This is a genomic window from Geobacter sp. PheSNFMC (assembly GCF_059620965.1).
On record NZ_JCAMRN010000057.1, the window covers coordinates 1 to 24,736 of the forward strand.

The 24,736-nt window shown below is 62.7% G+C and carries 22 protein-coding genes and 1 other RNA gene; 9 read left to right on the top strand and 14 right to left on the bottom strand.

Features of this window, described 5'->3' with window-relative positions:
* A partial coding sequence (locus AC6CDK_RS13010) for a DNA-binding protein (RefSeq protein ID WP_496639862.1) occupies positions 1-527 on the bottom strand: 527 nt, incomplete at its 3' end.
* A gap of 389 nt (positions 528-916) precedes the next feature.
* Here AC6CDK_RS13010 and AC6CDK_RS13015 point away from each other — a divergent pair.
* On the top strand, positions 917-1,600 hold the full coding sequence (locus AC6CDK_RS13015) for a DUF4388 domain-containing protein (protein ID WP_039647862.1): 684 nt from the start codon (positions 917-919) through the stop codon (positions 1,598-1,600).
* Complete coding sequence (locus AC6CDK_RS13020; protein ID WP_226048144.1) at positions 1,581-1,988, top strand: hypothetical protein; 408 nt, start codon at positions 1,581-1,583, stop codon at positions 1,986-1,988. Before AC6CDK_RS13015 ends, AC6CDK_RS13020 begins: the two co-directional genes overlap by 20 nt.
* 14 nt (positions 1,989-2,002) lie before the next feature.
* Here AC6CDK_RS13020 and AC6CDK_RS13025 read toward each other — a convergent pair whose 3' ends face one another.
* The 9 genes from AC6CDK_RS13025 to hypB all read right to left on the bottom strand — a co-directional run bounded on the left by AC6CDK_RS13025 (position 2,003) and on the right by hypB (position 10,961).
* Entirely contained in the window at positions 2,003-3,109 is a 1,107-nt protein-coding gene (locus AC6CDK_RS13025; RefSeq protein WP_192904978.1) for a GspE/PulE/PilB domain-containing protein, read from the bottom strand.
* Positions 3,110-3,220: 111 nt separating this feature from the next.
* A complete protein-coding gene (locus tag AC6CDK_RS13030) occupies positions 3,221-3,991 on the bottom strand; it encodes a J domain-containing protein (protein ID WP_039647860.1) in 771 nt (256 codons plus the stop codon).
* A gap of 77 nt (positions 3,992-4,068) precedes the next feature.
* Positions 4,069-4,428 carry a PilZ domain-containing protein gene (locus AC6CDK_RS13035; RefSeq protein ID WP_039647859.1) on the bottom strand — a complete coding sequence of 120 codons (360 nt, stop codon included), beginning with the start codon at positions 4,426-4,428 and terminating at the stop codon, positions 4,069-4,071.
* A gap of 176 nt (positions 4,429-4,604) precedes the next feature.
* Positions 4,605-5,459, bottom strand: a complete 855-nt coding sequence (locus AC6CDK_RS13040) for a patatin-like phospholipase family protein (RefSeq protein WP_039648495.1) — start codon at positions 5,457-5,459, stop codon at positions 4,605-4,607.
* Between the two features lie 86 nt (positions 5,460-5,545).
* Entirely contained in the window at positions 5,546-6,559 is a 1,014-nt protein-coding gene (hypE, locus tag AC6CDK_RS13045; RefSeq protein ID WP_192904979.1) for a hydrogenase expression/formation protein HypE, read from the bottom strand.
* Positions 6,560-6,579: 20 nt separating this feature from the next.
* Positions 6,580-7,671 carry a hydrogenase formation protein HypD gene (hypD, locus tag AC6CDK_RS13050; RefSeq protein WP_066356811.1) on the bottom strand — a complete coding sequence of 364 codons (1,092 nt, stop codon included), beginning with the start codon at positions 7,669-7,671 and terminating at the stop codon, positions 6,580-6,582.
* Positions 7,671-7,901 carry a HypC/HybG/HupF family hydrogenase formation chaperone gene (locus AC6CDK_RS13055; RefSeq protein WP_010940976.1) on the bottom strand — a complete coding sequence of 77 codons (231 nt, stop codon included), beginning with the start codon at positions 7,899-7,901 and terminating at the stop codon, positions 7,671-7,673. Before AC6CDK_RS13055 ends, hypD begins: the two co-directional genes overlap by 1 nt.
* A 6-nt stretch (positions 7,902-7,907) precedes the next feature.
* Positions 7,908-10,199 carry a carbamoyltransferase HypF gene (hypF, locus tag AC6CDK_RS13060; RefSeq protein ID WP_192904980.1) on the bottom strand — a complete coding sequence of 764 codons (2,292 nt, stop codon included), beginning with the start codon at positions 10,197-10,199 and terminating at the stop codon, positions 7,908-7,910.
* A gap of 15 nt (positions 10,200-10,214) precedes the next feature.
* On the bottom strand, positions 10,215-10,961 hold the full coding sequence (gene hypB / locus AC6CDK_RS13065; protein WP_039647855.1) for a hydrogenase nickel incorporation protein HypB: 747 nt from the start codon (positions 10,959-10,961) through the stop codon (positions 10,215-10,217).
* Between the two features lie 295 nt (positions 10,962-11,256).
* Between hypB and ssrS the strand changes: the two genes are divergently transcribed.
* Positions 11,257-11,438: non-coding RNA, 6S RNA (gene ssrS / locus AC6CDK_RS13070), on the top strand.
* Between the two features lie 73 nt (positions 11,439-11,511).
* Positions 11,512-14,145 (top strand): aminopeptidase N, encoded by a 2,634-nt coding sequence (gene pepN, locus AC6CDK_RS13075; RefSeq protein ID WP_192904981.1) that lies wholly within the window; start codon positions 11,512-11,514, stop codon positions 14,143-14,145.
* On the opposite strand, the gene AC6CDK_RS13080 is transcribed toward pepN, so the two are convergent.
* The 4 genes from AC6CDK_RS13080 to AC6CDK_RS13095 form a co-directional block, all read right to left on the bottom strand.
* A complete protein-coding gene (locus AC6CDK_RS13080; RefSeq protein WP_066356809.1) occupies positions 14,142-15,359 on the bottom strand; it encodes a Tll0287-like domain-containing protein in 1,218 nt (405 codons plus the stop codon). The genes pepN and AC6CDK_RS13080 overlap by 4 nt on opposite strands.
* 62 nt (positions 15,360-15,421) lie before the next feature.
* Positions 15,422-17,386, bottom strand: a complete 1,965-nt coding sequence (locus AC6CDK_RS13085) for a TraB/GumN family protein (RefSeq protein WP_039647852.1) — start codon at positions 17,384-17,386, stop codon at positions 15,422-15,424.
* A 142-nt stretch (positions 17,387-17,528) separates the two neighbouring features.
* A complete protein-coding gene (locus AC6CDK_RS13090; protein ID WP_039647851.1) occupies positions 17,529-18,296 on the bottom strand; it encodes a lytic transglycosylase domain-containing protein in 768 nt (255 codons plus the stop codon).
* Positions 18,297-18,304: 8 nt separating this feature from the next.
* Entirely contained in the window at positions 18,305-19,699 is a 1,395-nt protein-coding gene (locus AC6CDK_RS13095; protein WP_496639868.1) for a sigma-54-dependent transcriptional regulator, read from the bottom strand.
* A gap of 393 nt (positions 19,700-20,092) precedes the next feature.
* On the opposite strand from AC6CDK_RS13095, the gene AC6CDK_RS13100 reads away from it, so the two are divergent.
* From AC6CDK_RS13100 to AC6CDK_RS13120, 5 genes are all read left to right on the top strand, one after another.
* Positions 20,093-20,587: a chemotaxis protein CheW gene (locus AC6CDK_RS13100; RefSeq protein ID WP_192904982.1), complete on the top strand. Its 495-nt coding sequence runs from the start codon at positions 20,093-20,095 to the stop codon at positions 20,585-20,587.
* A 48-nt stretch (positions 20,588-20,635) separates the two neighbouring features.
* Complete coding sequence (locus AC6CDK_RS13105) at positions 20,636-22,435, top strand: chemotaxis protein CheA (protein ID WP_039647848.1); 1,800 nt, start codon at positions 20,636-20,638, stop codon at positions 22,433-22,435.
* Positions 22,436-22,485: 50 nt separating this feature from the next.
* Positions 22,486-23,319, top strand: a complete 834-nt coding sequence (locus AC6CDK_RS13110; RefSeq protein ID WP_039647847.1) for a CheR family methyltransferase — start codon at positions 22,486-22,488, stop codon at positions 23,317-23,319.
* Positions 23,320-23,336: 17 nt separating this feature from the next.
* Positions 23,337-24,227, top strand: coding sequence for an HDOD domain-containing protein (locus AC6CDK_RS13115; RefSeq protein ID WP_318842682.1), 891 nt, complete (start codon positions 23,337-23,339; stop codon positions 24,225-24,227).
* Positions 24,228-24,233: 6 nt separating this feature from the next.
* On the top strand, positions 24,234-24,736 hold a 503-nt coding region (locus tag AC6CDK_RS13120), incomplete at its 3' end, for a response regulator (protein ID WP_496639872.1).

A 24,736-nucleotide genomic window follows, 5' to 3' on the forward strand; every position in this document is an offset into this window, starting at 1 on the left:
GACACCTTGGTCACCTTGGCCCGGACAGTGATCGTCTTGCCGTCAAGCTTCTCCCTGTTGCCATGAAGCTCGGCAACAGTGAAACCATTGGCCCCTGCTGCCTTTTCTACGGCAATCTTCTCTGCGGGAGTGACCACCCCCCCCTTGCTTCCGGCCGAGTTCTTCCCCGTGGTGCTTGCGGCCTGGGTCGCCATGCCCTCGGAAAAGTAGATGCTGTCGAAGGTCCGGTTAAGCGCCTTGCTGAAGAACTTTTGCATCTCCATGCCCGGCTTGAGGGTCACCTCGCGGCCGACCTCCAGAGATGTCTCGGGAATGGCCGCCCATGCGGTCTTACCGTCCCGCTCAAGACGGACATAGGTATACCCGCCGCCGTTGAACGTCTCCACGACCTTTCCTGCCAGGGGGGTGCCCTGAACGACGGAAGCCTCGCCTCCCCCCCCCATGCCGCCCATGGAGCCGAAGGCGTGGGCATCAAGGGACAAGGATGCAAGTAGAATCATAAGAACAAAGGCATTCACATACTTCATGGCTGACTCCTTGCGGTAAATTTGCGGGACCCGGTTCGTGCAACCCCGCCCGCGTGTTTTCAAGACTACCCTTCCTGCGGGAAAATCACAATGTTTTTCCTCTGTTCTCCGGCACTCCAGCTTCACCTGCACAGCCGGAACCACCAAATGAACAAAACAAGGTTTTACGAAAATATGACATTATTATATGTTTTATTGATATGTTTTAATTGTATGCAAATTAATCCCCATGGCGGCAATCATCACGAACCGTTACAGGATGAACAGCCATTCATCATCTTGTCGATAAATCAAAAATATGTTATACAGCCACACTTCGACGGTACCACTAAACGTACAGGCCGAATCCGCCGCACCGTCTATGGCATGCGGTCACCAGGGAGGGAGTCATGGCGCACGAGGCGCTCGGAAGGAAACGATACGAAGGATTCGACGGCTCCATGGTCGGGCTCTCGCTGGCCGATCTGATCCAGCTCAAGGGGACCAACAGGTTCTCCGGCTGCATTTCGGTTGAATTCGGAGGACGGCACGGGGTTATTTTTTTCAGGGACGGCGAGGTTGTCCACGCCGAAAAAGACAGCTACGAGGGAGAAGAGGCATTCCAGCGGATCATGCGCTGGCCGGGCGGGCGCTTCACTGCCCAGCCGTACCTGTCAACCGCCCGCCACTCCATCAGGAAAAGCCGGCAGCATCTTCTGCTCGATGCGCACCAAGCCATGGATGAGCGCCGGCGGCACGTCGACCCGCAGGGGAACACCTCGCTCCGCGGCCGGATACGTGCAGTCGGGATGGTGTCCGATGCCATCATCCTTGACCATAACGGCGCCTCCACAGACGGCAGCGGCCCCTCGGCGGACAGACTCGCCGCCCGGGCATGCTTCCTCGCCCGCCTGGCCGGCCGGATCGGTCCGCGCCTGGGGACCGGAAGCCCTACCGCAATGGTCCTTGAGGGCAAAAGAGAGCATCTGTTCGTCTATGCCGGCAAGCATCAATTTCTTGCCGTTACCGCCGATGCAAAGCATCGGCCCCCCGCAGTGGAAGAGGCAATCCGCCGTGCCGTCCATTCCTCCTGACGTGAGCCAGGCGCTCGAACAACTCAACGCGCTGCCCGGGGCCATTGGCAGCCTTGTCACGGATCGCGGAGGAAATATCATCGAGCGGGCCTTTCCTTGCCTCTTCGATGACGCAACCCTGTCGGCGGTTTCGGGTGACGTGGCTGAATGCGCGTCCGTCCTCGGCATCTCGTCCGCCAGCACAAAAACGCTCTTCCTCCGGTACGCGGAGGGGATCGTGGCGATAAAGCCCCTCGACGACGGCCTGCTTCTGCTCCTCTGCACCAGGGAAAGCAGCCGCGAGCTCATGAGCCGCTCGCTCGACGATGCCGCTGCCCGGCTCCGCAAAGACATTACGTCCCCGGCCCTCCACTCCGACTCCGGACCGCCCGGATGGGCGAGCGTCTGACCGGCCGGCAATCGTCATGTCATCAGGATCTTGCCACGCAGGATGAGGATCTCGAATGCCAGCACCCCTTTCCGTGCAATGGTTTGCGCCTCTGACAACCGAGCTCCCAGAGAGGCAATCTCTCCTGCGGCACAGAGGATGGTGACCACGCGCCGCCCCATCACCATGGGCACGAGCAGCAGACCCGGCGCACCAGCCCCGCCCAGGGCCTCTGCCAGCCGCCGGTCGGCCGGGGACAGGCCCGGAGGACCAAGATACACGCTCCGCCCCTCGACCACGGTCCGAACCTGTGACGCCTCCTGGAGCGATATTCGCAACTGCCCGAACTCACGCAACCGCCCCGGGCCGGCAGCCGCCTCCCACCCCGCAGCCACATCCCTCATAACGAGCAGCAGGCCCGCACGACCGAAAAGCCGGCCGGCGCAGTCCACCAGGGCATCGGCCACGGCGTCACGTTCGCGGCAGTCGGCAAGCGTCCGGGAAAGGGTGTCAATTGTGTACCGCTCGGCTGCCTCGATGCGATTCCCAGCGGTGTCGCCCCCCTCCCAGGGGAGATACTCGCCATCGCCGGGCAGGGTCGAGAAATCGACCACATCCCGAGGCATGGGCTGCTCCGCAGGCCGCGTGGGCCCATAGGTACAGACTCTGCGCCCCCCCAGAGTTTCCGATACGGGCAGGGCGCGCACCTCGCGCCGGATGCCGTAGTATTTCTCCAACGCCATGAAGAGCCGGATTTCCGGTGCGACCATCGGCACGATGACGAATCCCGTACGAAAGGCGATTTCATCAATGGCCGGCAAATCCGAGGGGTCGGCCATGACGAGCCTGAGCCGCCGTCCGTCGACCCCAAGGGGGACGATCTTGTGGCGCTCCACCATATCACGGGGGACAAGAGTCAGGAGGTGGTCGGGCACGGCCATGAGCTCGTCGGGATCGGCACAGGGAACCCGGAGCTTTTCGCTCAGGACCCGGGCAAGCTCTTCCTCGCCGATCACCCCCATTTCAATGAGATTCGTCCCGAGCCTGCCCCCGAAGATCACCTGCCCCTTCAGGGCCTCATCCAGTTGCGCATGAGTTATCATTCCGGATTTGATCAGCATTTCGCCGAGGCGTATCGGCATAGGTTCCTCCATGGCGGGAATGCTCCGGCGCGCCTCCCGCCGCCGGCTTCCCACTGACATCAACCGCAACCACGCCTGCCCGCCCTTATGGGGGCACCCGGCAGGCAGGCCTCATCGGACCGGCGGCATGAGGGGTGCCGCGGGAGCCGCCGGGGCAAGAGGAACGGCCGGGGCACGGGGAGACTGGGGAGGCCGGATGCCCAGGTGGTATGGGGAAGTTTCCGCAGCCGACCCATCGGCATGCTCTGCCGGGCGATCATGGCTCGTAGCGGGCCAGGGCACCGGGAAAGCAGGGGCCATGCCGTCGGAGTATTCGGATGGGGCAGGGAGCGGGAGACTGCTGTCGTGCCGCACGGTCACTGCATCGGCAATGGCAATGAGAAGAAAGCAGACGGTGAATGACCCGTAAAGGTTCCGCACCAGCCGGTTCGTCGGAATGATCAGATTGTGGGCAGCTCCGAAGAGCAACGGAACCAGCAGCAGTTCCAGTGCCCCCAGGACAGCGCTTGCCGTGGCCCCGTAGAGACGAGCGAAGTGGAAGGTACAAGCGGCGCAGAGCAGGATAAGCAACCCATTGGGAACCGTGACGAGGGAGGAACGGGGAAACCGGAAGCTTCGCCCCGTCGGCCGGCCCCCGGCTCGCAACTCCTCATGTGGCCCGGCCGGCGTTTCCGGGCAGGGTTTGAGGCAGGCATCGATCCGGTGATAGGCCTCGATGATCACGCGCAACCGCTCCTCAGCATTGCGGCGTCGCACCGGGTCATGGGCAAAGCGATCGGGATGGCAGGCGGAAACGGCAGCGCGAAAGGCACGCTTTGCCTCGTCGGCGGAAGCGCCGGGGCTGAGACCGAGCAACCCGTAGCAATCGCTGAGATCGTCCATGGGTAATCAGTGCCGCGAGGCGTAATTCCGCGGCGGGAAAGAGAATGCTATGGGACAGGGGTTCGAGAGACCGGTTGCTAGTCCTTGTCGATGAAGCCGTAAAATTCTTCGATCACACCCTGGCGATCGGCCCCCAAGGTGGTGACCGCCGTATCCGAGTGGACCAGGGAGTCCATGTCGATCTTTCGGAAGTTGAGACCGATTCCGTCGTCGGTTATTCGCACTACGCTCGCCTCAAGGCTGAACGAGAGCTCCGCCGATGATCCGAAGAAAAACATGGAGACATCAACCTGCTCGTTGATGGGGATTTTCTGGTCCGTACGAACAAAGAGGCCCTTGAGGCTCACGTTCTCCACTTCCGCCCTGAAGCTCGTGCCATTGTGCCGGATTATCGCCTCGCTCCTGAAATCGATCCGCTCGAACTTTCTCTTTTCCACCTGGCTCCTCCGCCTGCCGGCCGAAACTTATTGCCACTGTCAATCGTATCGTCCGTTCCGGACAAAACTTTAGGACAGTACTCCGCCGCCGGCTACCGCTTGCGCGTATACAGTATACATGGCGCCATACTAGCAGAACATCAGGGGGTTAGACAGAAAAAAAGCGGGATTTAACCTTACAGCCCCCACTTGTATCGAAGGTATTTGGCAGTCTGCTGATAGCCCTGTTCCATCAGGAACTCCCGCTCGTCCGTCGTGACGGAAAAGGAGAGGGACGGCACCATGCCGCAATGAATGGTGATGGTGTCCTTCCAGCGGGCCCCTTTGAGGAACTCCCGGTCCATGGAGTGAAAGAAGATGTTCAGGAGGTCCCCCGCGTAACGGCGCAGGGTCATGACGGAGGAGGAGTGATGGTTCATGCTTCTTTTGGAGAAGGTCCGCAGGACAAGAGTCTTGCCCGCCTCGGCACACTGGCTCTCGATCACGCTCGCCATGAGGGTGCCGTCGATGAGCACGTGTTCCTTGCCGCGCACGACGAATTTCTTCCAGGCAAAGACAAAGGGAATGGCCGCGGAGAAGCGAACCGCGGCGGAGACCTTCAGCCGGGGCGCATTGTCGGCCGAAAGGACGAAAGGCACGTGGTTCAGGATATCCGTGGTAATGACGGCCAGCGGGCTACGGCGCAAATCCGCCAGGCAGACGCCGCCCAACCGCTCGTCGAGCCACCGCTCAAGCGCATCGCCCCGGCAGATTCCCATGCCGGAGAAGACACCGCGCGGAGAGAAGTCGCGGAACAACTCCGTGTCGGTTTCGAGGGCAAGCCGCTTCAGTTCGGCGGTCGGCATGCCCGCGGCGTACAGGGCGGCGATGATGCTGCCCGTGGACGCGCCGATGATCTTGCCGATGGGGACGCCGATCTCCTCCAGGGCGCGCAGGGCGCCGATGAAGGCATAGCAGCGAATCCCCCCTCCCACGAGCATGAGGGTTACCGGCTCATCTGCTCCGGCCTGGCGTGGTTGGCGGTTATCCATGGTGACCGTTACCTCCGGCAAATTTTGGCGCTCCGGGCGCTCCTGTCATCATCGGTCAGGGGCCGGCTGCCGGCCGGCCCGTACCGTCAGCAAATGCGCGGCAACTGCTCGCCCGCAAGCATCTCCACTGCCCTTACGCCCCCGACCGACGTCTCCATCCGGAGCTTTCCCCCGCCCGCACCGGTCACTTCACCGATGATCGCGGCAGCCCCTCCGCAGGGATGCTCCTTCATGCGCGCCAGGACCCGCTCGGCGGCCGGCGGGGCCACGGCAACGAGAAGCTTGCCCTCGTTGGCCACGTAAAGGGGGTCGAGACCCAGAATGGCACAGACCCCCCTCACCGGCCCGGCCAGAGGAATGGCATCCTCGCGGATCGTGATCGTGACATCGGACTGGAGGGCTATCTCCTTGAGGGTGGTGGCGACCCCTCCCCGGGTGGGGTCGCGCAGGACATGAACATCACCGCCGCCCTCGGCGATGATGTCGGCCACCAGCCCGTTGAGAGGGGCACAGTCGCTGACGATGTCGGTCTGGAGCTCAAGCCCCTCCCGCTTCGCCATGACGGCAATGCCGTGGTCCCCCACGGTGCCGTTGATGATGATCCGATCGCCGGGGCGGGCGCAGGCGCCGGAGATGGTGAAGTCGTGCTCCACCAGTCCGATGCCCGAGGTATTGATGAAGATCCGGTCGGCCTTGCCCCGGGGGACGACCTTGGTGTCGCCGGTGACGATCCTTACCCCGGCGGCATCGGCAGCCTGGCGCATGGACGCAAGGATGATCCCCAGGTCGTCCCTGCCGAATCCCTCTTCGATGATGAGGCCGGCACTCAGGAACAGGGGACGCGCGCCCATCATGGCCAGGTCGTTGACGGTACCGTTAACCGCCAGGGTCCCGATATTGCCGCCCGGGAAAAAGACGGGGTCCACCACGTAGGAATCGGTGGTGAATGCCAGCCTGCGGCCGTCGGCATCCACCAGGGCCGCGTCGTTCTGGCCCGCCAGGGATATCCCCGACAGAGTGGGGATGATGAGGTCGTCCAGGAGCTGGTGGGAAAGCTTTCCGCCACTGCCGTGACCGAGCAGGATGAGGTCCTTGTTCACAGGGTTCTCCGGTTGTTGAATTATTGCCCGTACTTGTAGGCCGCCGCACAGGTCCCCTCGCTGGAAACCATGCAGGCGCCCACGGGCGACTCGGGAGTGCAGGCGTTGGCAAACAGGGGACAGTCGAAGGGGGTCACTTTCCCCTTGAGGATCTCCCCGCAGAGGCACCCCTGGTGCTCTTTGGTCTCTTCGACCTCCACCGCGATCTCCCGCTCGGCGTCGAAGGCGGCGTAGGCATCGGCGATCCGGAGGCCGCTCCCCGGAATGATGCCGATCCCCCGCCAGGGTGCGTCAAAGGGGGTGAATACCTGGGCGAGCACGTCCAGGGCCTTGCGGTTCCCCTCCCAGGTGGCCACACGGCTGTACTGGATCTCGACCCGGGGCTTCTCCTCCACCACTTGGCGAACGAGCATCTCCACCCCCTGCATGACGTCGACCGGCTCGAAGCCGGTCACCACACAGGGCATGCCGAACTCCTCCGGAAGAAAGCGGTACGCCCCGGCACCGATAATGGTGCTGACGTGGGCCGGGCACAGGTAGCCGTCGATGCCGAGCTCGGGGTCATTGGCCAGAACACGCATGGGGATCGGCATGGTCTTGTGGGCAGCCAGGACAAAGTAGTTGGCAAGCCCCTGCTTCCGGGCCGCAAGAATACTTCCGCCGATGGCCGGTGCCGTGGTTTCGAAACCGACGCCGAGGAAAACCACTTTCCGGTCCGGGTTTGCCGCCGCCAGGGCAACGGCGTCGAGCGGGGAATAGACGATACGCACATCTGCCCCCATGGCCCGCTCCTCCTGGAGCGACGAGGAGGAGCCCGGCACCCGGACCATGTCGCCGAAGGTGGCAACGATGACGCCGGGGAGACGGCACAGGGCCACGGCCCTATCCAGGTATTCGTTGGGGGTCACGCAGACGGGGCAGCCCGGACCGGAGATGAGTCGCACCTGGGGCGGCAGGAGGCTGCGGAGGCCGTACTGGTAGATCGACATGGTGTGGGTGCCGCAGACCTCCATGAAGGTCACGACGTCCGTGCGCCCCTCCACCAACCGGTCGATCCGCTGCGCATACCCCTGCACCAGGGCCCGGTCGCGAAACTCGTCCTGGTAATTCATCAGGCCATGTCCTCCGGGCGGAATACTTCCCTCATCAGCCGGAGGGTCTCCTGCGCATCCTCCTCGTCGAGCTTGGAGATGGCGAACCCGGCGTGAACGATGACGAAATCCCCTACCCGCACCTCCTCGTCCAACAGCATGAGGCTGGCTTCTTTTCTGACGCCGTCTATTTCCGCCACCACCTCACCTTCGCCGACGGCGACGACCTGCATGGGCACACCGAGACACATGGTTGTTTATTCTCCTTTATCACTCTGGGGGACACGGTGGGCCACCCCTGCAATCATGGCCTGTCCCAGCGCCACGCCTCCGTCGTTGGGAGGGACGAGGCGGTGGGTAACCACCCGGAACTCTTCTGCCTCAAGCAGCCGGCACGACTCCTCGCACAGGAGCCGGTTCTGAAAGACTCCTCCCGAGAGGACGACCCGGTCGAGACCGGTGTCGCTCCGTATCTTGCGGCAGACGTCGACAACAGAGGCGGCAACCGTGTTGTGGAACGCCCGGGCCATCTCCGGGAGGGGGACCTGCGCGGCAAGATCCTCCATCAGGGCCCGGACCATGAGCCGGTAGTCCACTTCGATGGCACCCTGGCGACGAAGCACGGCAAAGGGATAGGCCCGCCCCGTGGCGGACTCTTCCGCCTGCCCTTCCAGCTCGATGGCCGCCTGCCCCTCGTAGCTCACCCGGCGCCGCAGCCCCACCATGGCGGCCACGGCATCGAAGAGCCGGCCGCAACTGGAGGTCAGAGGAGAATTGATCCGACGCTCCAGCATGCGCAACAACAGCGAGCGATCCTCATCCCCCACCCGGGCCAGCCAGGGGACCGGCTGTTCAAAGAGATCGGCACCAAAGGCGTCGTGCAGATAGGCGAGCGCCATGCGATACGGCTCCCTCACCGCCGCGTCTCCGCCGAGCAGAGGCACCTGCCGCACGTGTGCGGCCCGGCGGTAGCCGTCATATCCCCCCACGAGGAACTCGCCCCCCCAGATGGTCCCGTCGGTCCCGAGGCCGGTGCCGTCGAAGATGACGCCGATGACGCTGCCGTCAAGACCGTTGTCGGCCATACAGGAGGCGAGATGGGCGTGGTGATGCTGGACCGCCACCCGGGGAAGCCCGGCAATCCCCTCGGCATAGCCCGTGGAAAGATAGTCGGGATGGAGGTCGTGGGCCACCGCCTGGGGCCTGATTTCCAGGAGCGCCTGCAGGTGTTCCGCCGTTGCCGCCAGAGACGCCAAGGTTGTGTCGTTCTTCAGGTCGCCGATGTGCTGGCTCGGGAACGCCCGGTCCCCCCGCGTGAGGCACAGGGCACCCTTGAGCTCGGCTCCCACGGCAAGAACGGACGGGATCTCCACGGGCAGCCGTACCTCGCGGGGAACATAGCCGCGGGAGCGGCGCAAAAAGAGGGGACTGCCCCTGAATACCCGGATCACGGAATCATCGACGCGGGTTCGAATCTCCCGGTCGTGGACCAGAAATGCATCGGCGATCGCCGAAAGCCGCTCAACCGCCTCATCATCCCGGTAGGCAATGGGTTCGTCCGACAGGTTGCCGCTCGTCATGACGAGGGCCGCGAACCGCTCCTTGAGCAGCAGGTGGTGGAGCGGCGTATAGGGGAGCATGGTCCCGACATAGCCGTTGGCAGGGGCCACTCGACCGGAGAGGATGGTACCCGGCCGTTTGCGCAGCAACACGATGGGATGCTCGGGCCCGGTCAGAAGCCGCGCCTCCACGGAGTCGACCAGGGCAAACCGCGCCACGGCCTCCATATCCCGCGCCATCACGGCGAAGGGCTTTTCGTCCCGGTGCTTGCGTCGGCGCAGTTCCGCCACGGCGTCGTCGTTGGCGGCGTCCACCGCCAGGTGATAACCGCCGAGCCCCTTGATCGCGACGATCTTGCCCTCGGTCAGAAGGTCCACGGTCCGGTCGACGGGATCCCCCGGCAGACCGGCGCCCGAGGCATCCACCAGCCTCAACGTCGGGCCGCACACGGGGCAGGCTACGGGCTGGGCATGGAATCTGCGATCCATCGGGTCGTCGTACTCGGACCGACAGGCATCGCACAGGGGAAAGCGCGCCATGGTAGTATTGGGCCGGTCATAGGGAACAGCAGTGACGAGGGAATAGCGGGGCCCGCAGTTGGTGCAGTTGATGAACGGATAGCGGTAGCGCCGGTCCGACGGGTCAAAGAGTTCCCGAAGGCAGTCCGGACAGACATCGCCGTCGGGGGCCACCCGCACCGTACCCGCGCCCTCGCCGCTCTCGCCGATGACAAAAGAGCCGTCCCCTTGGGGCGCAATTTCCTCGATGACGATTCGGGCAATGACCGCCAGGGGCGGGGCATCACTCTCAATGGCGGCGCGAAAGGCCGCAAGGGCGTCGGCATCGCCTTCAGCCTCCATGACGACACCGGCCCCGCTGTTCCTGACCCATCCGACGATACCGTGATGGGCAGCCAGCCTGAAGATGAAGGGGCGGAACCCGACGCCCTGGACGATGCCCTCAACGGCTATCCTGAGCCTGAGCACCACGGCCGGATTCCCGACCTACCCCTTCACCGCCGCAATGCGGTCGGCCAGCCATGCATACCAGGCATCCATCCCCTCGCCGGTCCGGCTCGACACCTGAAAGATCGTGATCCCCGGGCTCACCCGCCTGGCCATCTCCAGGCATTTCTCGACATCGAAATCCACGTAGGGGAGGAGGTCGATCTTGTTGAGCAGCATAACGTCTGCCGCGTGGAACATATTGGGATACTTGAGGGGTTTGTCCTCCCCCTCGGTAACCGACAGAACCACCACCTTGTGGTGCTCTCCCAGATCAAAGGAAGCAGGGCAGACCAGATTACCCACGTTTTCGACGAAGAGGAGATCCAACGCGTCCAGATCGAATTCCTCAGCGGCATGTCCAACCATGTGGGCATCGAGATGGCAGCCGGCGCCGGTGTTGATCTGCCGGGCCGGCACGCCGGTGGCGGCAATCCGTTGCGCATCGTTGTCGGTCTGCTGGTCCCCTTCGATGACGGCGCAGCGATACCTGCCCGACAGATCTCCAAGGGTCCGTTCCAGGGTGGTTGTCTTGCCGGAGCCCGGTGAACTCACCAGGTTGAGGACAAACACTCCCTTTTCCGCGAAAAGCGCCCGATTGTCGGCGGCAAAACGATTGTTGCGGGAAAGGATGTCGGTTTCCACCGTGATCTTCCGCGACTCGCGCCCGTTGTCGTGGGAGTGGCCGTGACCGTGTTCATGGTGATGATGGTGGGTGTCTGTTTCGCAACCGCAGGTGGTACACATGGCGCTGGTCGCCTCCTGTTTCATTACGGCCACATGTGCGACGCCCGAGGTCAAAAAGGGGCGCGCCGGGAAAACGGCCTGATGGTCTCTGTCTACTGATGGAACGAATCCGATGGCGGGGGCGCGGAGGAGGGTGCAACACTGCCGGAACTCACCATTTCGCGCCTGGTTCCGAGCCTATAGCATATGGCGTAAAAGGTCAAGTATTCCGCCAGCAACCCCGCACCCGGCACTCTACCCAAAAAGGGGCTTGATTTATCCTGTGGCCGGCGTTAGACTACTATCAAAATTAAGATTCTCTCTACCATGCGCGTGAGGCTGACACGCCCCAGCGGAACATTTACTATCATTTGGGGGCTCTTTAAGCCGTGGTGTGCTACCCCATCACGCGGGATTTGCCTGAAGCGGCACAGAGCCTGCCACCTGTAAGGAACTCGCTGTGAGGCCCTTACAAGCCAACGGCATGGTGGAGAGACTAGAATAAAGGGACCGCACTCACGGTCCCTTTTTCATTCGCCATCAGACCGCCATACGGAGGAGGCCAGCCCCCATGCACCCGCCCCACAGCCATCCCGTTGCCCTCAGTGACTACACCCCGCCCGACTACCGAGTGGAAGCCGTCCACCTGACCGTTGACCTGCACGACGATGTGACCCTTGTGCAGGCAGATCTCTCCGTGGTGGCCAATCATGACCGGGCTGGAGGAATCCGGCCCCTGGTGCTCGACGGAAGAGGGCTCGTGCTGCGGCGCGTTGCACTGGACGGCCGGCCCCTAGCGGCCGGCGAGTATGTCCGGGACGATGAGACGCTCACCATGCACCACGTCCCCGAGCGGTGCACGGTCTCCGTTTCTACGGAGTTGAAGCCCCAGGAAAACACCCTGCTGGAGGGGCTCTACCGCTCCGGCGGCACCTTCTGCACCCAGTGCGAGGCAGAGGGCTTTCGCCGCATCACCTATTTCCCGGACCGCCCCGACGTGCTGGCAGTCTACACCGTCACCATCACCGCAGACCGGGCGACCTGCCCGGTGCTGCTGGCCAACGGCAACCTGGCGGCCAGTGGCGACCTGCCCGACGGCCGCCACTATGCCACCTGGCACGACCCCTTCCCCAAGCCATCCTACCTCTTCGCCCTGGTGGCGGGGAACCTGGTGAAGGCGGAGGATACCTTTGTCACGAAATCGGGGCGGCAAGTAGCGCTCCAGGTCTATGTCCAGAGCCATAACCGGGACAAGTGCGACCATGCCGTCCGCTCCCTGGCCGAGGCCATGCGCTGGGACGAGGAGGCATTCGGCCGGGAGTACGACCTGGACCTCTACATGATCGTGGCCGTGGACGATTTCAACTTCGGAGCCATGGAAAACAAGGGGCTCAACGTCTTCAACTCCCGCTACGTCCTGGCCCGGCCCGACACGGCCACCGATGCCGACTATGCAGCCATCGAGGGGGTCATCGGCCATGAGTACTTCCACAACTGGAGCGGCAACCGGGTCACTTGCCGTGACTGGTTCCAGCTTTCCGTCAAGGAAGGTCTCACCATCTTCCGGGACCAGGAATTCTCAGCCGCCATGGGATCGCCGGCGGTAAAACGGATCCAGGACGTCCGGTATCTCAGGACCCACCAGTTCCCTGAGGATGCGGGGCCCCTGGCCCACCCGGTCCGGCCCGGCACCTACGATGCCATCAACAACCTCTACACCGCCACGGTCTACAACAAGGGCGCAGAGTTGATCCGCATGCTCCGCACCCTTGTGGGGCACGAGGCCTTCCGCCGGGGCATGGATCTCTATTTCGACCGCCACGACGGCACCGGCGCCACGGTGGAAAACCTGGTCAGCGCCCTGGCCGAGACATCGGGGCGCGACCTGACGCAGTTCATGAGATGGTACCGGGAGGCAGGCACGCCGGAGGTCCATGTAACCGGCAGCCACGATGCAGACACCAAGGCGTACACCCTCACCATCCGCCAAACCGTTGCCGAAGGGGAACCGCTCCTCATCCCCCTGGTAATGGGGCTCCTGGACCGAAGCGGCAATGAATTGCCCGTGCACCTCGATGGAGAGCAGGCTCCCCTGGACTCGGGGCGGGCTCTGGAGCTCAGTCGTCAGGAGGAAACGTTTCGCTTCAGGGGCATTCCCGAAGAGCCGGTGCCGTCACTGTTTCGGGGCTTTTCCGCCCCCGTGAGGCTGCACTATGCTTATACCGAGGCGGACCTTGCGCTTCTCATGGGGAAAGACGGCGACCTCTTCAACCGGTGGGAGGCGGGACAGCGGCTCATGACGGGAACCATCATGCACGTGGTGGCAGACCGGCAAGCCGGGCGGGAACTCCGCCTTCCCCCGGCACTGGTCGAAGCCTGCGGGACACTGCTCTCCTCGGGGGAAAAGGACCGGGCTTTCCTGGCCGAGGCCCTGACGCTGCCGTCGGAAAATATTCTGGGCGAGCAGATGGAAGAGATCGACGTGGAGGGGATTTTCGAGGCTCGCAGCTTTGTCAGGGCAGCCCTTGCCCGACAGTTGCGGGGGGAGTTATCGGCCCTGTGGGATCGGTGCCGACCCGGGGGACCCTACCGATTCGAGCCTGAGGAGACAGGGCGGCGCAGCCTGGCCGCCTGCTGCCTCGGCTACCTCATGACCCTGGACGACCCCTCGATCCGGCAGGCGTGCCTCCGTCAGTTCAGGGAGGCCGACAACATGACCGACTCCCTCTCCGCCCTGACGCTTCTGGCCCACACGGAGGGACGCGAGGGGGAGACGGCCCTGGCCGAGTTCCATACCCGGTGGCGAGGAGAGCCCCTCGTCATCGACAAGTGGTTCGCCATCCAGGCCGCCTCTCCCCTGCCGGACACCCTCGCCCGGGTGCAGCGTCTCCTGGAACATCCCGACTTCACCCTGGCCAATCCCAACCGCGCTCGCGCCCTCATCCTTTCCTTCGCCGTCAACAACCCGGTCCGGTTCCACGATCAGGCCGGAGGCGGCTACCGGCTGCTGGCGGACCATGTGATCAAGCTGAACAGCCTGAACCCGATGATCGGCGCCAGAATGGCCGAGCCCCTTACCCGCTGGCGGCGGCATGAGCCAAACCGGAGGGAACGGATGAAGGCCGAGCTGGAGCGGATAGCGCGGGAGCCAAGCCTTGCGAGGGATATCCGCGACGTGGTGACCAAAGGATTGGCCGGAGGCTAGTACCGGCCGTTTTCCCGCAAAATAGCGGTAAAGAGAGGGTTGTGATCCGACCGGGACACGGAGAGGGCCATTTCCACCGCTGTCACATTCCCCCGGATACTGCGAATCCGCTGGGGGGTCGCCTCCCCGATCATGGCGGCCGCCCCTTCCCTCAGATAGGTCTCGATGGCGCCCTTTACCGCATCCCCCTCCTCAAAGAAAGTGTAGATGGAGACACCCAGCAGTTCCCCCTTGGGAAGGCCGAACAGGTCCTCTGCCTTGCGGTTGGCAATGATGAGCTTCCCGTCGGCCAGAAAGGTGACAATGGCGGACTGGGCCATCTCCAGCACGTTGCGGTAGCGGTCCTCGGACTCCTGCCGCTGGCGGGTCGTGCGGTCCAACTCCTCCATGAGTTCGTTGAACGCCCCCACCAGTTCTCCCACCTCGTCGTCGGAGCTTTTCCCGAGCCGTTCCGAAAAATTTCCCGTAGCCGCCACGTTGCCGATGGAGGTTGCCACCGATCGGACCGGTCTGATGATGGAGCGGTGGACCATGAAGCTCATGGCCGCAAGGATGAGGAGGACGACACCCGAAACGACGGCCAGATCAAGCTTGAGGTTGATGCCGATCTGGCGGTAAAGCTCCGCCATGGGGATGGAAACCGACACGGCGCCGATCAGTTGGCCGATCCGGTAACCATAGGAGGGGTGTCCCTTGGGAAACCGCGCCTGGACAAAGGCCGGGGCCTCCTCGTAGCGGCCGTGGCAGCCGAGGCACGAGGCGTCGGCGGTCATGGGCAGCAGGTAGCGGAAGACCCGTTTGCCGCCGATCGTTACCACCTCCCACTGCTCGGCGGCCTTTTCCCTGCCGAACCGTTGCAGCATCGCGGTTTCATAGGCGTCGGGACGGTTGGCGGGGTTGCGGTAGCGCAGCGACACCTGACGGACGTAGTACTTGCTGCCGGTCGTGATCCGCTTGGCCACCTGGGTGGCGACCACCTGGGGGACCAGGTTGTAGTTCGCCTCCGGCTCGCCCCGGACCACCGAGGACATGTACTCCCGGGTTTCCACGATCTGCCGGGCAAGGATGCGGGCATTGTCGGTGGCATCCTTGACGATGAGCGATTCCTGCCGCAGATAGTCGTCCACGGCATTGACCCCCATGAGGGTCACAAACATGACGCAGAGGATGACTGTGAACTTGGTGGTGATTTTCAGGTTGGCAAACCAGGACATCGGGGCCTCCGGCCGGAATTTGTCTCAAGTATACCCTTCACCCCTCAAGGGGCAAGGACATGTCACCAGATGTAGTCCTTGGCCACCTGGCGCTTGTCGTGGCCGTGCAGGATATGAAGCACCCGGAGGGATGCGAGCTTTACCGGCGAAAGGGAGCCCAGGGGGATGTGGACGATCTTTTTCCCCATGCGTGCGGCGATCTGCCGGAAGATGCTGCGGGGTGGCCGGGCGGCCACGTGGACCACATGTTTTTCGGGCGAATAGTCGAGGGCGGCCAGGAGAAGCACCTCCGGCTTTGACCGGGCAAAGGCATAGTCCGGGTCGCGCCAGACATCCATCATCCGGCGCGGCGGGTATGAAAGAAGAAACCCGCCGTACTCGCAGCGGCAGATGCCGGGGCCGACGATGTTGTCCGCCGGCGGCGTCGCATAGAAGGCCATGTCCGATTCCTGCTCATGCTCGCCCAGCCAGGTCGTGCGGTAGGGATAGTTACCGTTTCCCCGGTCTTCGTCGAAAATGACGACCACCGAGCCCACGCCCCCCTTGGCCCGCTGGCTTTCCCGGACATAGATCCGCCCATCGGCAACGTTGCGCAGCGTTTCCCGCAGATCGATCCCGTCCAGTAGCGACGAGGTAAAGGGCTCCGTCCGGGAGAGTTCCTCGGAAAGCTGCATGGCACCTTTTTTCTTGAGAAAGCGGCCATACTCCTCGATCACCACATCCTCGGGCGGGTAGGAGCAGATGCTCGGGTCAGTGAATCCTTCGAGCCATTCTCCGGGGCGCTTCTCCTTCTTGCGCTTGAGAAAGCCCAGATGCGACAGCCCTTTCCGGCGCCGCTCCCGTGGGCGGAAGCGGATGCGGCGGCTCCCGCCCCAGATTTCCTCGGGGGAGATGCTGATGGTCGGGATGTCTGCCTCGGCCCGCTGCCAGTGGTAGAAGGTGGCAAGGCGCCACAGGGCGTAGGCGAAGTTATCGTCCACGCACCCCCGTGCCGCCATGAGCAGTTGAAACAGGTCGGGCAGGAGCGCGCCCGAGGCAAGGGCATAATTACGGGCAAAGCGGAAAAAGGCTCGCTTCTGCCAGAGGTGGACCGGTTCGCCCGTCTCCTGTCGGTAGTGGCGGGCCGCCTCCTGGAAGAGCCGGAAGATGGCCCGCTGCCGGTCGGGGAACTCTTCCCCTCGCCCCGCATGCCTTGCGCCCCGCTCCACCGCATGGCGCAAGAGTTCCTCCTCCGGAAGGTCCTTCCTCCCGCCGACAATGAGCTCGAACGCGCTGAACCGCTTGCGGAGCGTCTCGCCGCGATCGTCGGGTTCGGGCGGCAGAGGACCGCGGCGCAGTTCATGGACCGCCGAGATAAAGGGAAACTCGCCGAGGATCTCCCGGCAGGAGTCGGGATGCAGGTTGAACAGCCTCACCCCCTGGCGCCGCACCCGCTCCAGGGGAGCGGCCTGGGGCCGCCCGAAATCGTCCTTGATCCGCTCCAGATGGTACATGCCGCAGACAAAGAGAATGCGGCCATATTCCTTGGCCAGTTCCCGGAGCCGCCAGGCCATTCCCCGCTCGCGCCGCCGGTCCTCCCGGCCCGGCGCCACAGAGCCGGCTGCGCGCCGGTACTCCTCATAGTAGGGGGAGAGGCCGATCCGGTGAATGGCGTAGGAGTCGGGAAGCGCTTCCACGTGGCGGGGATAGGAGTCGGTATCCACATCCACGAGCCGCAGGGGGATCCGGCGCTCCATGGCCAGCCTCGCCCCTTCGACCAGGGGATCGGCCGGCTCCACCAGGAGGTAGACCGATTCGGCGCCGCCGCGGCGCTGCCGACCTTCGTAGTGGATGACCGAGATCTCGGGCAGCCGCTCCACGGCCCGCAGGAACGGCGCCTCGAGCGTGGGCGGCAACTCGATGGCGATGCAATCGGGCTTGACGCGGTGCACCGCCTCGCGGACGAGATGCGCGAACTCCAGGCGATAGTGGAGGACGGGAAGGGCGTGGACGGGGCCGAACTGTTCCAGGTGGAGACGATGGGGCATGGGGTATTCGTCCTTGCGCTCACAGCCCCTCCCCCGAGAGAAACGCACGGGTGCCGGGTCGCTGCGTGTCGACGGGCCGAACAGGAGAAGAGGGTCAGGTGGAAATCACCGCGTCTATTGATGCGGCGCGGAACCGCTACGCTCAGGCGAACTGGCTGTAGTACTCCTTCACCTTGACGAGGTAATCGCGTGTCTCGCGAGGGAGCAAATGGGGCTTGCGGTCGACGTTGCCGGGGCCCCAATTGTATGCGGCCAAGGTCTTGTCGATATCGCCCCCGTACCGCTTCAGCAGATCCTTGAGGAAACGCGTGCCGGCCATGACGTTCTGCTCTGGGTCGAACGAATCGGTAACCCCAAGTCCCCGCGCGGTGGCGGGCATGAGCTGCATGAGTCCACGGGCTCCGGCATGGGACACTGCATTGGGGTTGAAATTGCTCTCGGCCTTGATGACCGCCTTGATGAGCCCCACCTCGACCCCGTAGCGGCGGGAGGCCCGCTGGATGACATCTTCGAGCCAGCCGGCATCGCGCGGACCAGTCGGCGGGACATCGGCAGCGGACACGGCGGCCGGCTCCCCGGCCTCTGCCTGCGGGGCAGCGGCAACGGGCGTCTCGCCACGGTTCTGGGCAAAGCTCTTGAGGATGAACTCCATGGCCTGGGACCCGACGGGCCGGGGCGTCTCGCCGGCGGCATCTCCCAGGGAGAAGGCGCTTCGCATCATGTCGAGGCGCATGAGCTCGGCCGCCGCGGCAGCGGTCTCCCTGATGTCGGCTTTCCGTCCCGGTGACGCGGCGCGGCCGGCGAGAAGGGCCTCAAAGCGCGAAGTATCCGCCGCGCCGGTGCCGGAAGGGCGTTCCCCGGCTGCAGTGTCGGTTTGAAGGTTGGGGCGTTGTGTCGGGTCGATGAACATACCCGCGTCTATGCAAGAGACGTGGAAATTACATCGAGTTTTCTCTTTTTTAATTTTTCGATCAGGGTGGTCCGCTTCAGATTGAGCAGCAGTGCCGCCTCTTTCTTGTTGCCCCCGGTCTTCTTGAGGGCCTGCAGAATCAGGTTGTTCTCGAACTCTTCAACAACGGTATTGAGGCAGATACCCGCATCGGGAAGCGCCAGGGCTTCGGACGGGGCGGACAGCGAAACGCCGGTGTACTTTTCCGGCAGGTCCTTGACCCCGAGGGTGCCGAATCCCTTGAGGATGACGAGCCGCTCCACCAGGTTTTCCAGTTCGCGCACGTTGCCGGGCCAGTCGTAGTTGCCCAGTATCTCCATGGCGTCGGCATCGATGCCCTTTACCTTGCTCTTCTTGTTGCGGTTGAAGCGGTCGAGGAAGGTGTTCACCAGAAGGGGGATGTCCTCCCTGCGCTCCCGCAGGGGCGGGATGAAGATGGGAATGACCGAGATCCGGTAGAAGAGGTCCTCCCGGAACTGCTTGGATGCTACGAGCTTTTCCAGGTTCTGGTTCGTGGCGGCGATGATCCGCACGTCCACCTTCTTGGAACGGGTTGCCCCCACCGGCTCCAGCTCTCTGTTCTGCAGCACCCGCAGGAGCTTTACTTGCAGATTGGGCTTCATATCGCCGATTTCGTCGAGGAACAGGGTCCCCTTGTCAGCCATCTCGAACCGGCCGATGCGGGTGGCAATGGCGCCGGGGAACGATCCCTTCACATGGCCGAAGAGTTCGCTTTCCAGCAGTTCGTCCGGGATGGCGGCACAGTTGACCGGCACGAAGTTGCGGTTTTTCCGGGTGCCCAGGTCATGGACGGCCCGCGCGACCAACTCCTTGCCGGTCCCCGATTCTCCCTGGATGAGGACGGTGGAATCGGACTCGGCGACCTTCTCGATCAGCTCGAAAAGGGAGAGCATCCGGGGGCTTTCGCCGATGATGTTGGGGATGAGGGAGCGGCTCTTGAGGGCCGGCTTGCTCCGGTAGGTCTGGCTCTGGAGCGACTGGTGCTCGAGGCCGCGCTTCACGTGGGTTTCAAGCTCGTCGAGGTTGAACGGCTTTTCGAGATAGAAAAAGACCCCCGCCTTGAGCAGGTTCGAGGTCATTTCGTAGTTACCGAAGGCGCTGTAGGCGATGACCACCGTGCCGGGTCGCATGGCCTTCAATTTCTTGACGAACTCGAGGCCGTTTACCCGTGGCATCATCAGATCGGTGATAACCAGGTGGACATCCTCGACTTCGAGCTTTTCCAGGGCATCCTGACCGTCAAAGGCCTGGAGGACGTCATATCCCTTGTACTTCAGAAACGCCGCGACAAAATCTCGAGTTTTCTTGTCATCATCGGCAATGAGCAGCCTCGGTGTCTCCATGTTCTCCCCTGGACGGCATGACGTAATCTTGGCACGAACCTTTGCGCGGTCAACAGGACCCCATACTAGTCATATTTATGACAAAAGTCAACAAAATGACGATCACGCCAAAAACTTTTTTCCACTGCCGCGAACAGGCCCTTTGCTCCCGAAATATGCCCAGCATCCTCGGGCAGAAAGCCCTCCGCGCTCAAAAATCCACGATCCCAGGACGTGTACAAAAAATAATTCTAAAATTATGATCTGTTGCGCCGATGAGAATACTGCGCCCGCCGGACGGAATCACCTCCCCTTCACCAGTCGGCGGGCCAAGAGAACGCAATTTGCATGAACGCTGAACGGTACCCGCAAGGAAACGCAACCGTTGCCGCGGACGAGCCAAGGAGGATGATGATGCAGAATGCACTGCAGACCAGGGCCGATGAGACCAGGAACGAGTTGATCCAACTGGTGAGCTTCAAGCTCGAGGAAGAGGAATACGGGGTAAACGTCCTCAAGGTGAGAGAAATCATCCGGATGCCGAGCATTACCCGCGTCCCCAACACTCCTCACTATGTGGAGGGAGTCATCAACCTGCGGGGCAAGGTGATCCCGATACTCTCCATGCGCAAGCGCTTCGGCCTGCCGGAGGGGGAGAACAGCAGCCAGACCCGGATCATGGTAATGGACATGGAAGGTGAACTGATGGGGTTCGTCGTCGATGCCGTTTCCGAGGTCATCCGCATCTCCGAGAGCGAAATCCAGCCGCCGCCGGCAGTTGTCAACAGTGCCGTGGAGCAGGAATGCCTGTCCGGTGTCATCAACCAGACCGAACGACTCCTCTTCTTCCTTGATCTGGAAAAGCTCATCACCCAGGACGAGCGCCGGCTCTTTTCCGGGATGATGTAGCGGCACTACCCGTATTACCTGGCAACTTCTTTTCGCGAGGAGCAGCACATGGCGATTGAATGCGAAGACCAGGAACTGCTTGAAGGGTTCCTGACCGAAACCACCGAGCTTCTGGAAAAGCTCGACGACGACCTGGTGGCGCTGGAAAAGACGCCGTCGGACGCGGACCTGCTCAACGGCATTTTCCGCTCCATCCATACGGTCAAGGGAGCGTCGAGCTTCCTGGGGTTCGAGCTGCTGGTCACGGTGACCCACAAGACGGAGGATGTCCTCAACCGCCTGCGGCGCGGCGAGCTGACCGTTACCCCGGAGATCATGGATGTCATCCTTGAGGCGGTCGACCTGGTCAAGGTCCTGGTGGCGGACATCAAGGGCGGCGACATCGTGGACCGGGAGACCGACGGAACCATCAGCAAGCTGATACCTCTGCTGTCGGAAAACGCCAAGGAAGCGACCGTGCTCAAGGCCCCGGCGGCACAGTCCCAGACCGCCCCGGCCGCCGAACAGCCGCCGGAAGCGTCAGCCCCCGTGGAAACGGCACCTCCCCCGCCACCGGAGGCAGCCGCACCGGCACCGGCCGTGCGCCCCCAGAGCGCACCAGCGCCGGTTAAGGACGACAAGAAGGCCGACGATCTCGCGGACAACTCGACGGTCCGGGTCGATGTCAAACGGCTCGACGACCTCATGAACCAGGTGGGTGAGCTGGTCCTGGAACGCAACCGGATGATGCAGCTCAACACCGACTTCCAGGGCGAATCCGGCGACTCCAGCTTCGGCGAGGAATTCGCCAAGCTCTCCAAGCGGATCAGCTTCGTCACATCGGAACTGCAGATGCAGGTTCTCAAGATGCGGATGATCCCGGTGGAAAAGGTTTTCAAGAAGTTCCCCCGCATCGTCCGCAACCTGGCCCGGGATCTGGGCAAGGAAGTGGACCTGACGGTACTGGGCGAGGAAACGGAACTGGACCGTTCCGTTGTCGACGAGATCGGCGATCCACTCATCCACCTGATCCGCAACGCCATGGACCACGGCCTGGAGACCCCCGACGAGCGGGTTGCCGCCGGCAAGCCCCGCAAGGGGACGCTCATCCTCTCCGCGGCCCACGAGGGGAACCAGATCGTCATCAGCATCAAGGACGACGGACGGGGAGTCGACACCGACAAGGTGGCCCGCAAGGCCAAAGAAAAGGGGCTCGTCACCGACGAGCAACTGGCAGCCATGGGCCAGCGCGAACTGCTGGACCTGATCTTCCTGCCGGGCTTCTCCACCAAGGAGAACGCAACCGACCTGTCGGGGCGCGGCGTCGGCATGGACGTGGTCCGGACCAACATCAAGAAGCTCAACGGCATCATCGACATCAGAAGCGAGCTGGGACGGGGGTCTGAGTTCATTCTCAAGCTCCCCCTGACCCTGGCCATCATCCAGTCGCTCCTGGTTGAGGTCGAGGATGAGACCTATTCGCTCCCCCTGGCTGCGGTCCTCGAAACCCTCCGGGTGGACGAAAAGGAGTTCCACACCATCGGCGGCCAGGAAGTCCTCAAGCTGCGCGATTCGGTGCTCCCCCTCATGCGGCTGCAGCGGATCTTCAACATCGCCCCCGGCGAACGGAACCGCTCTTCATGCTACGTGGTTGTCGTGGGGGTTGCCGAGAAGCGGGTGGGGCTCGTCGTGTCGCGGCTTCTGGGCCAGCAGGAAGTGGCCATCAAGTCCCTGGGCAAGTATCTGGCGAACCTGCCCGGCATCGCCGGCTCCACCATCCTGGGCGATGGGCGGGTGACCCTCATCATTGACCCGGCCGGGCTCATCGAGAACAGCGACGGGAGCGGCGGCGGACGAGTCGCAGCCTGAGCGGGCAACGAGCCGGACTCCAAACTAACCGAACGCACGAAGGGACCACCGTGAAACTCTCGGACAAGGATTTCGAACTACTCAGAGATTTCATATACAACCACTGCGGCATGTATTTTCACGCCAGCAAGAAGTACTTTCTGGAAAGCCGCATTGCCCGGCGCCTCGAGGCGACGAAATGCTCGGACATCCACGGATACATGGGACACCTCAAGGTAGGGATGGGCAAGACCGAAGAGCTGACCAAGCTGCTCAACGAAATCACCACCAACGAGACCTGCTTCTTCCGCAATCCCCCCCAGCTCAAGGCCCTGGAAAACGTATTCCTCCCCGAGATCGTCGCCACCAAGGGGAAAATCGGCTTCCGCAAGATCCGCATCTGGAGCGCAGGCTCATCGTCGGGCGAAGAGGCCTATACCATGGCCATGATGATGCTGGAGAAGCGCTCGACGATCCTCAAGGATTGGATCATCGAGATCGTCGGCACCGACATCAGCGAATCGGTCCTGGCCCAGGCCCGCGAAGGGATCTACAACGCCTATTCGGTCCGCAATACGCCCGATTTCTATCTCAAGAAATACTTCAGGGAGGAAACGGGCGGGAGATTTCTCCTGTCGCCCGACGTGAAGAAGCTCGTCTCCTTCTCCCACCTGAATCTCTACGAAGACTCGAAAATGGTCTTCATGAAGAGCTTTGACTTCATTTTCTGCGCGAACGTGCTGATCTATTTCGACCTGGCATCCAAGACAAAGGTGGTTCAGCACTTCTACAACAACCTCCAGCCCTATGGCTATTTCTTTGTCGGGCAGTCAGAATCCCTGCATGGCGTGAACGACAAGTTCAAGACGGTTCATTTCCCCGGGGGATTTGCCTACAAAAAATGAAAGGTGGTACGGAACCTGTGGAAACGAGCAAAATGGAAAAGGCGGCCGCACTGCTCGGCGGGATGATTGATCTTCCCACCATCCCCGCTGTCGCCATTCAGGTCCTTTCACTCCTGGACGAGCCCGAAGTGGATGTGGACGATGTGGCCGAACTGGTCCTGACCGACCAGGTCATGGCCGCCAGGGTTCTCAAGATGGTGAACTCGCCCCTCTACCGTCCGGCCACCGAGATCACCTCCCTCAAGGGGGCTCTGGTCTATCTGGGGCTGCGGCATATCCGGGAGTTCATCCTCACCTGCTCCATTATCCAATGCTCCGAGGGGAAAGATGGCGTCCTCGGCGTCAAGCCGTTCTGGGAGCACTCCTTCGGCGTCGGCATCGTGGCCCGGATGATCGCGGAAAAGGTGGGCTACCACGACACGGAAAAGGCGTACATCGGTGGGATCATCCACGACATCGGCGAGGTGTTCCTCAGCTACTACATGCGGGATGAGTTCCAGAAGATCGTCGACTCCATCAACGACAAGCCCCACAGGCTCGTGGAGGCCGAGGAGGAATTCCTTGGAACGACCCACTGCGAAATCGGGCTCTGCATCGCCCGGGCATGGCGATTCCCCGATGATTACTGCGAGGTGATCGCCCACCATCACGCCCCCCAGGAGGCGAAGAACGCCCCGCGACTCACCGCCATAGTCAATCTGGCCGACCTCTTCTGCAACGTACGCCAGCTTGACTATGGCGGCAAGGCATGGGTAAGCTTCTCCTTGGCCGACGAACCGGCGTGGGGAATGCTCCAGGGCTCCGGCTCACGGCTCTCCGAACTGGATATCGAGCGGTTCTGCTATGAGCTGGATGACCGGGTGGAAGAGATCAGGGAGTTGGTAGGTAATATCTTCAAGAACGGGTGATTGCGCATGCTTCAGAATCAGACACGAAAACTGCGAGTCCTGGTCGTCGACGATTCTTCTTTCATGAGGATGGTGATCCGGAGCGTTCTCGAGAAGGACCCGGCGATCGAGGTGGTCGGCATAGCCGTTGACGGGATGGAAGGGGTGGAAAAGGCCCTGGCCCTGAGGCCGGATCTGATCACCATGGACATCGAGATGCCGCGGCTGGACGGGATCTCCGCCCTCAAACAGATCATGGCCAAGTGCCCGACACGGGTCCTGATGGTCTCGACCCTCACCTGCGAGGGCGCCAAGGCCACCTTTGACGCCCTCGATGCAGGCGCCATCGACTACATCCCGAAAAACGTGACCGACAGCGCCGATGCCCAGCGAGTCTTTCGGGAAGAGTTGCTGCGCAAGGTCAAGGGAGCTGCCAGCTCTATCTTCGGCAGGCCGATGACCACCTCGGCCCCCCGAACGATCATTGCCCCCCCCCGGCAGGTGCGGCCCGCTCCGCGCCCCTCGCAGGC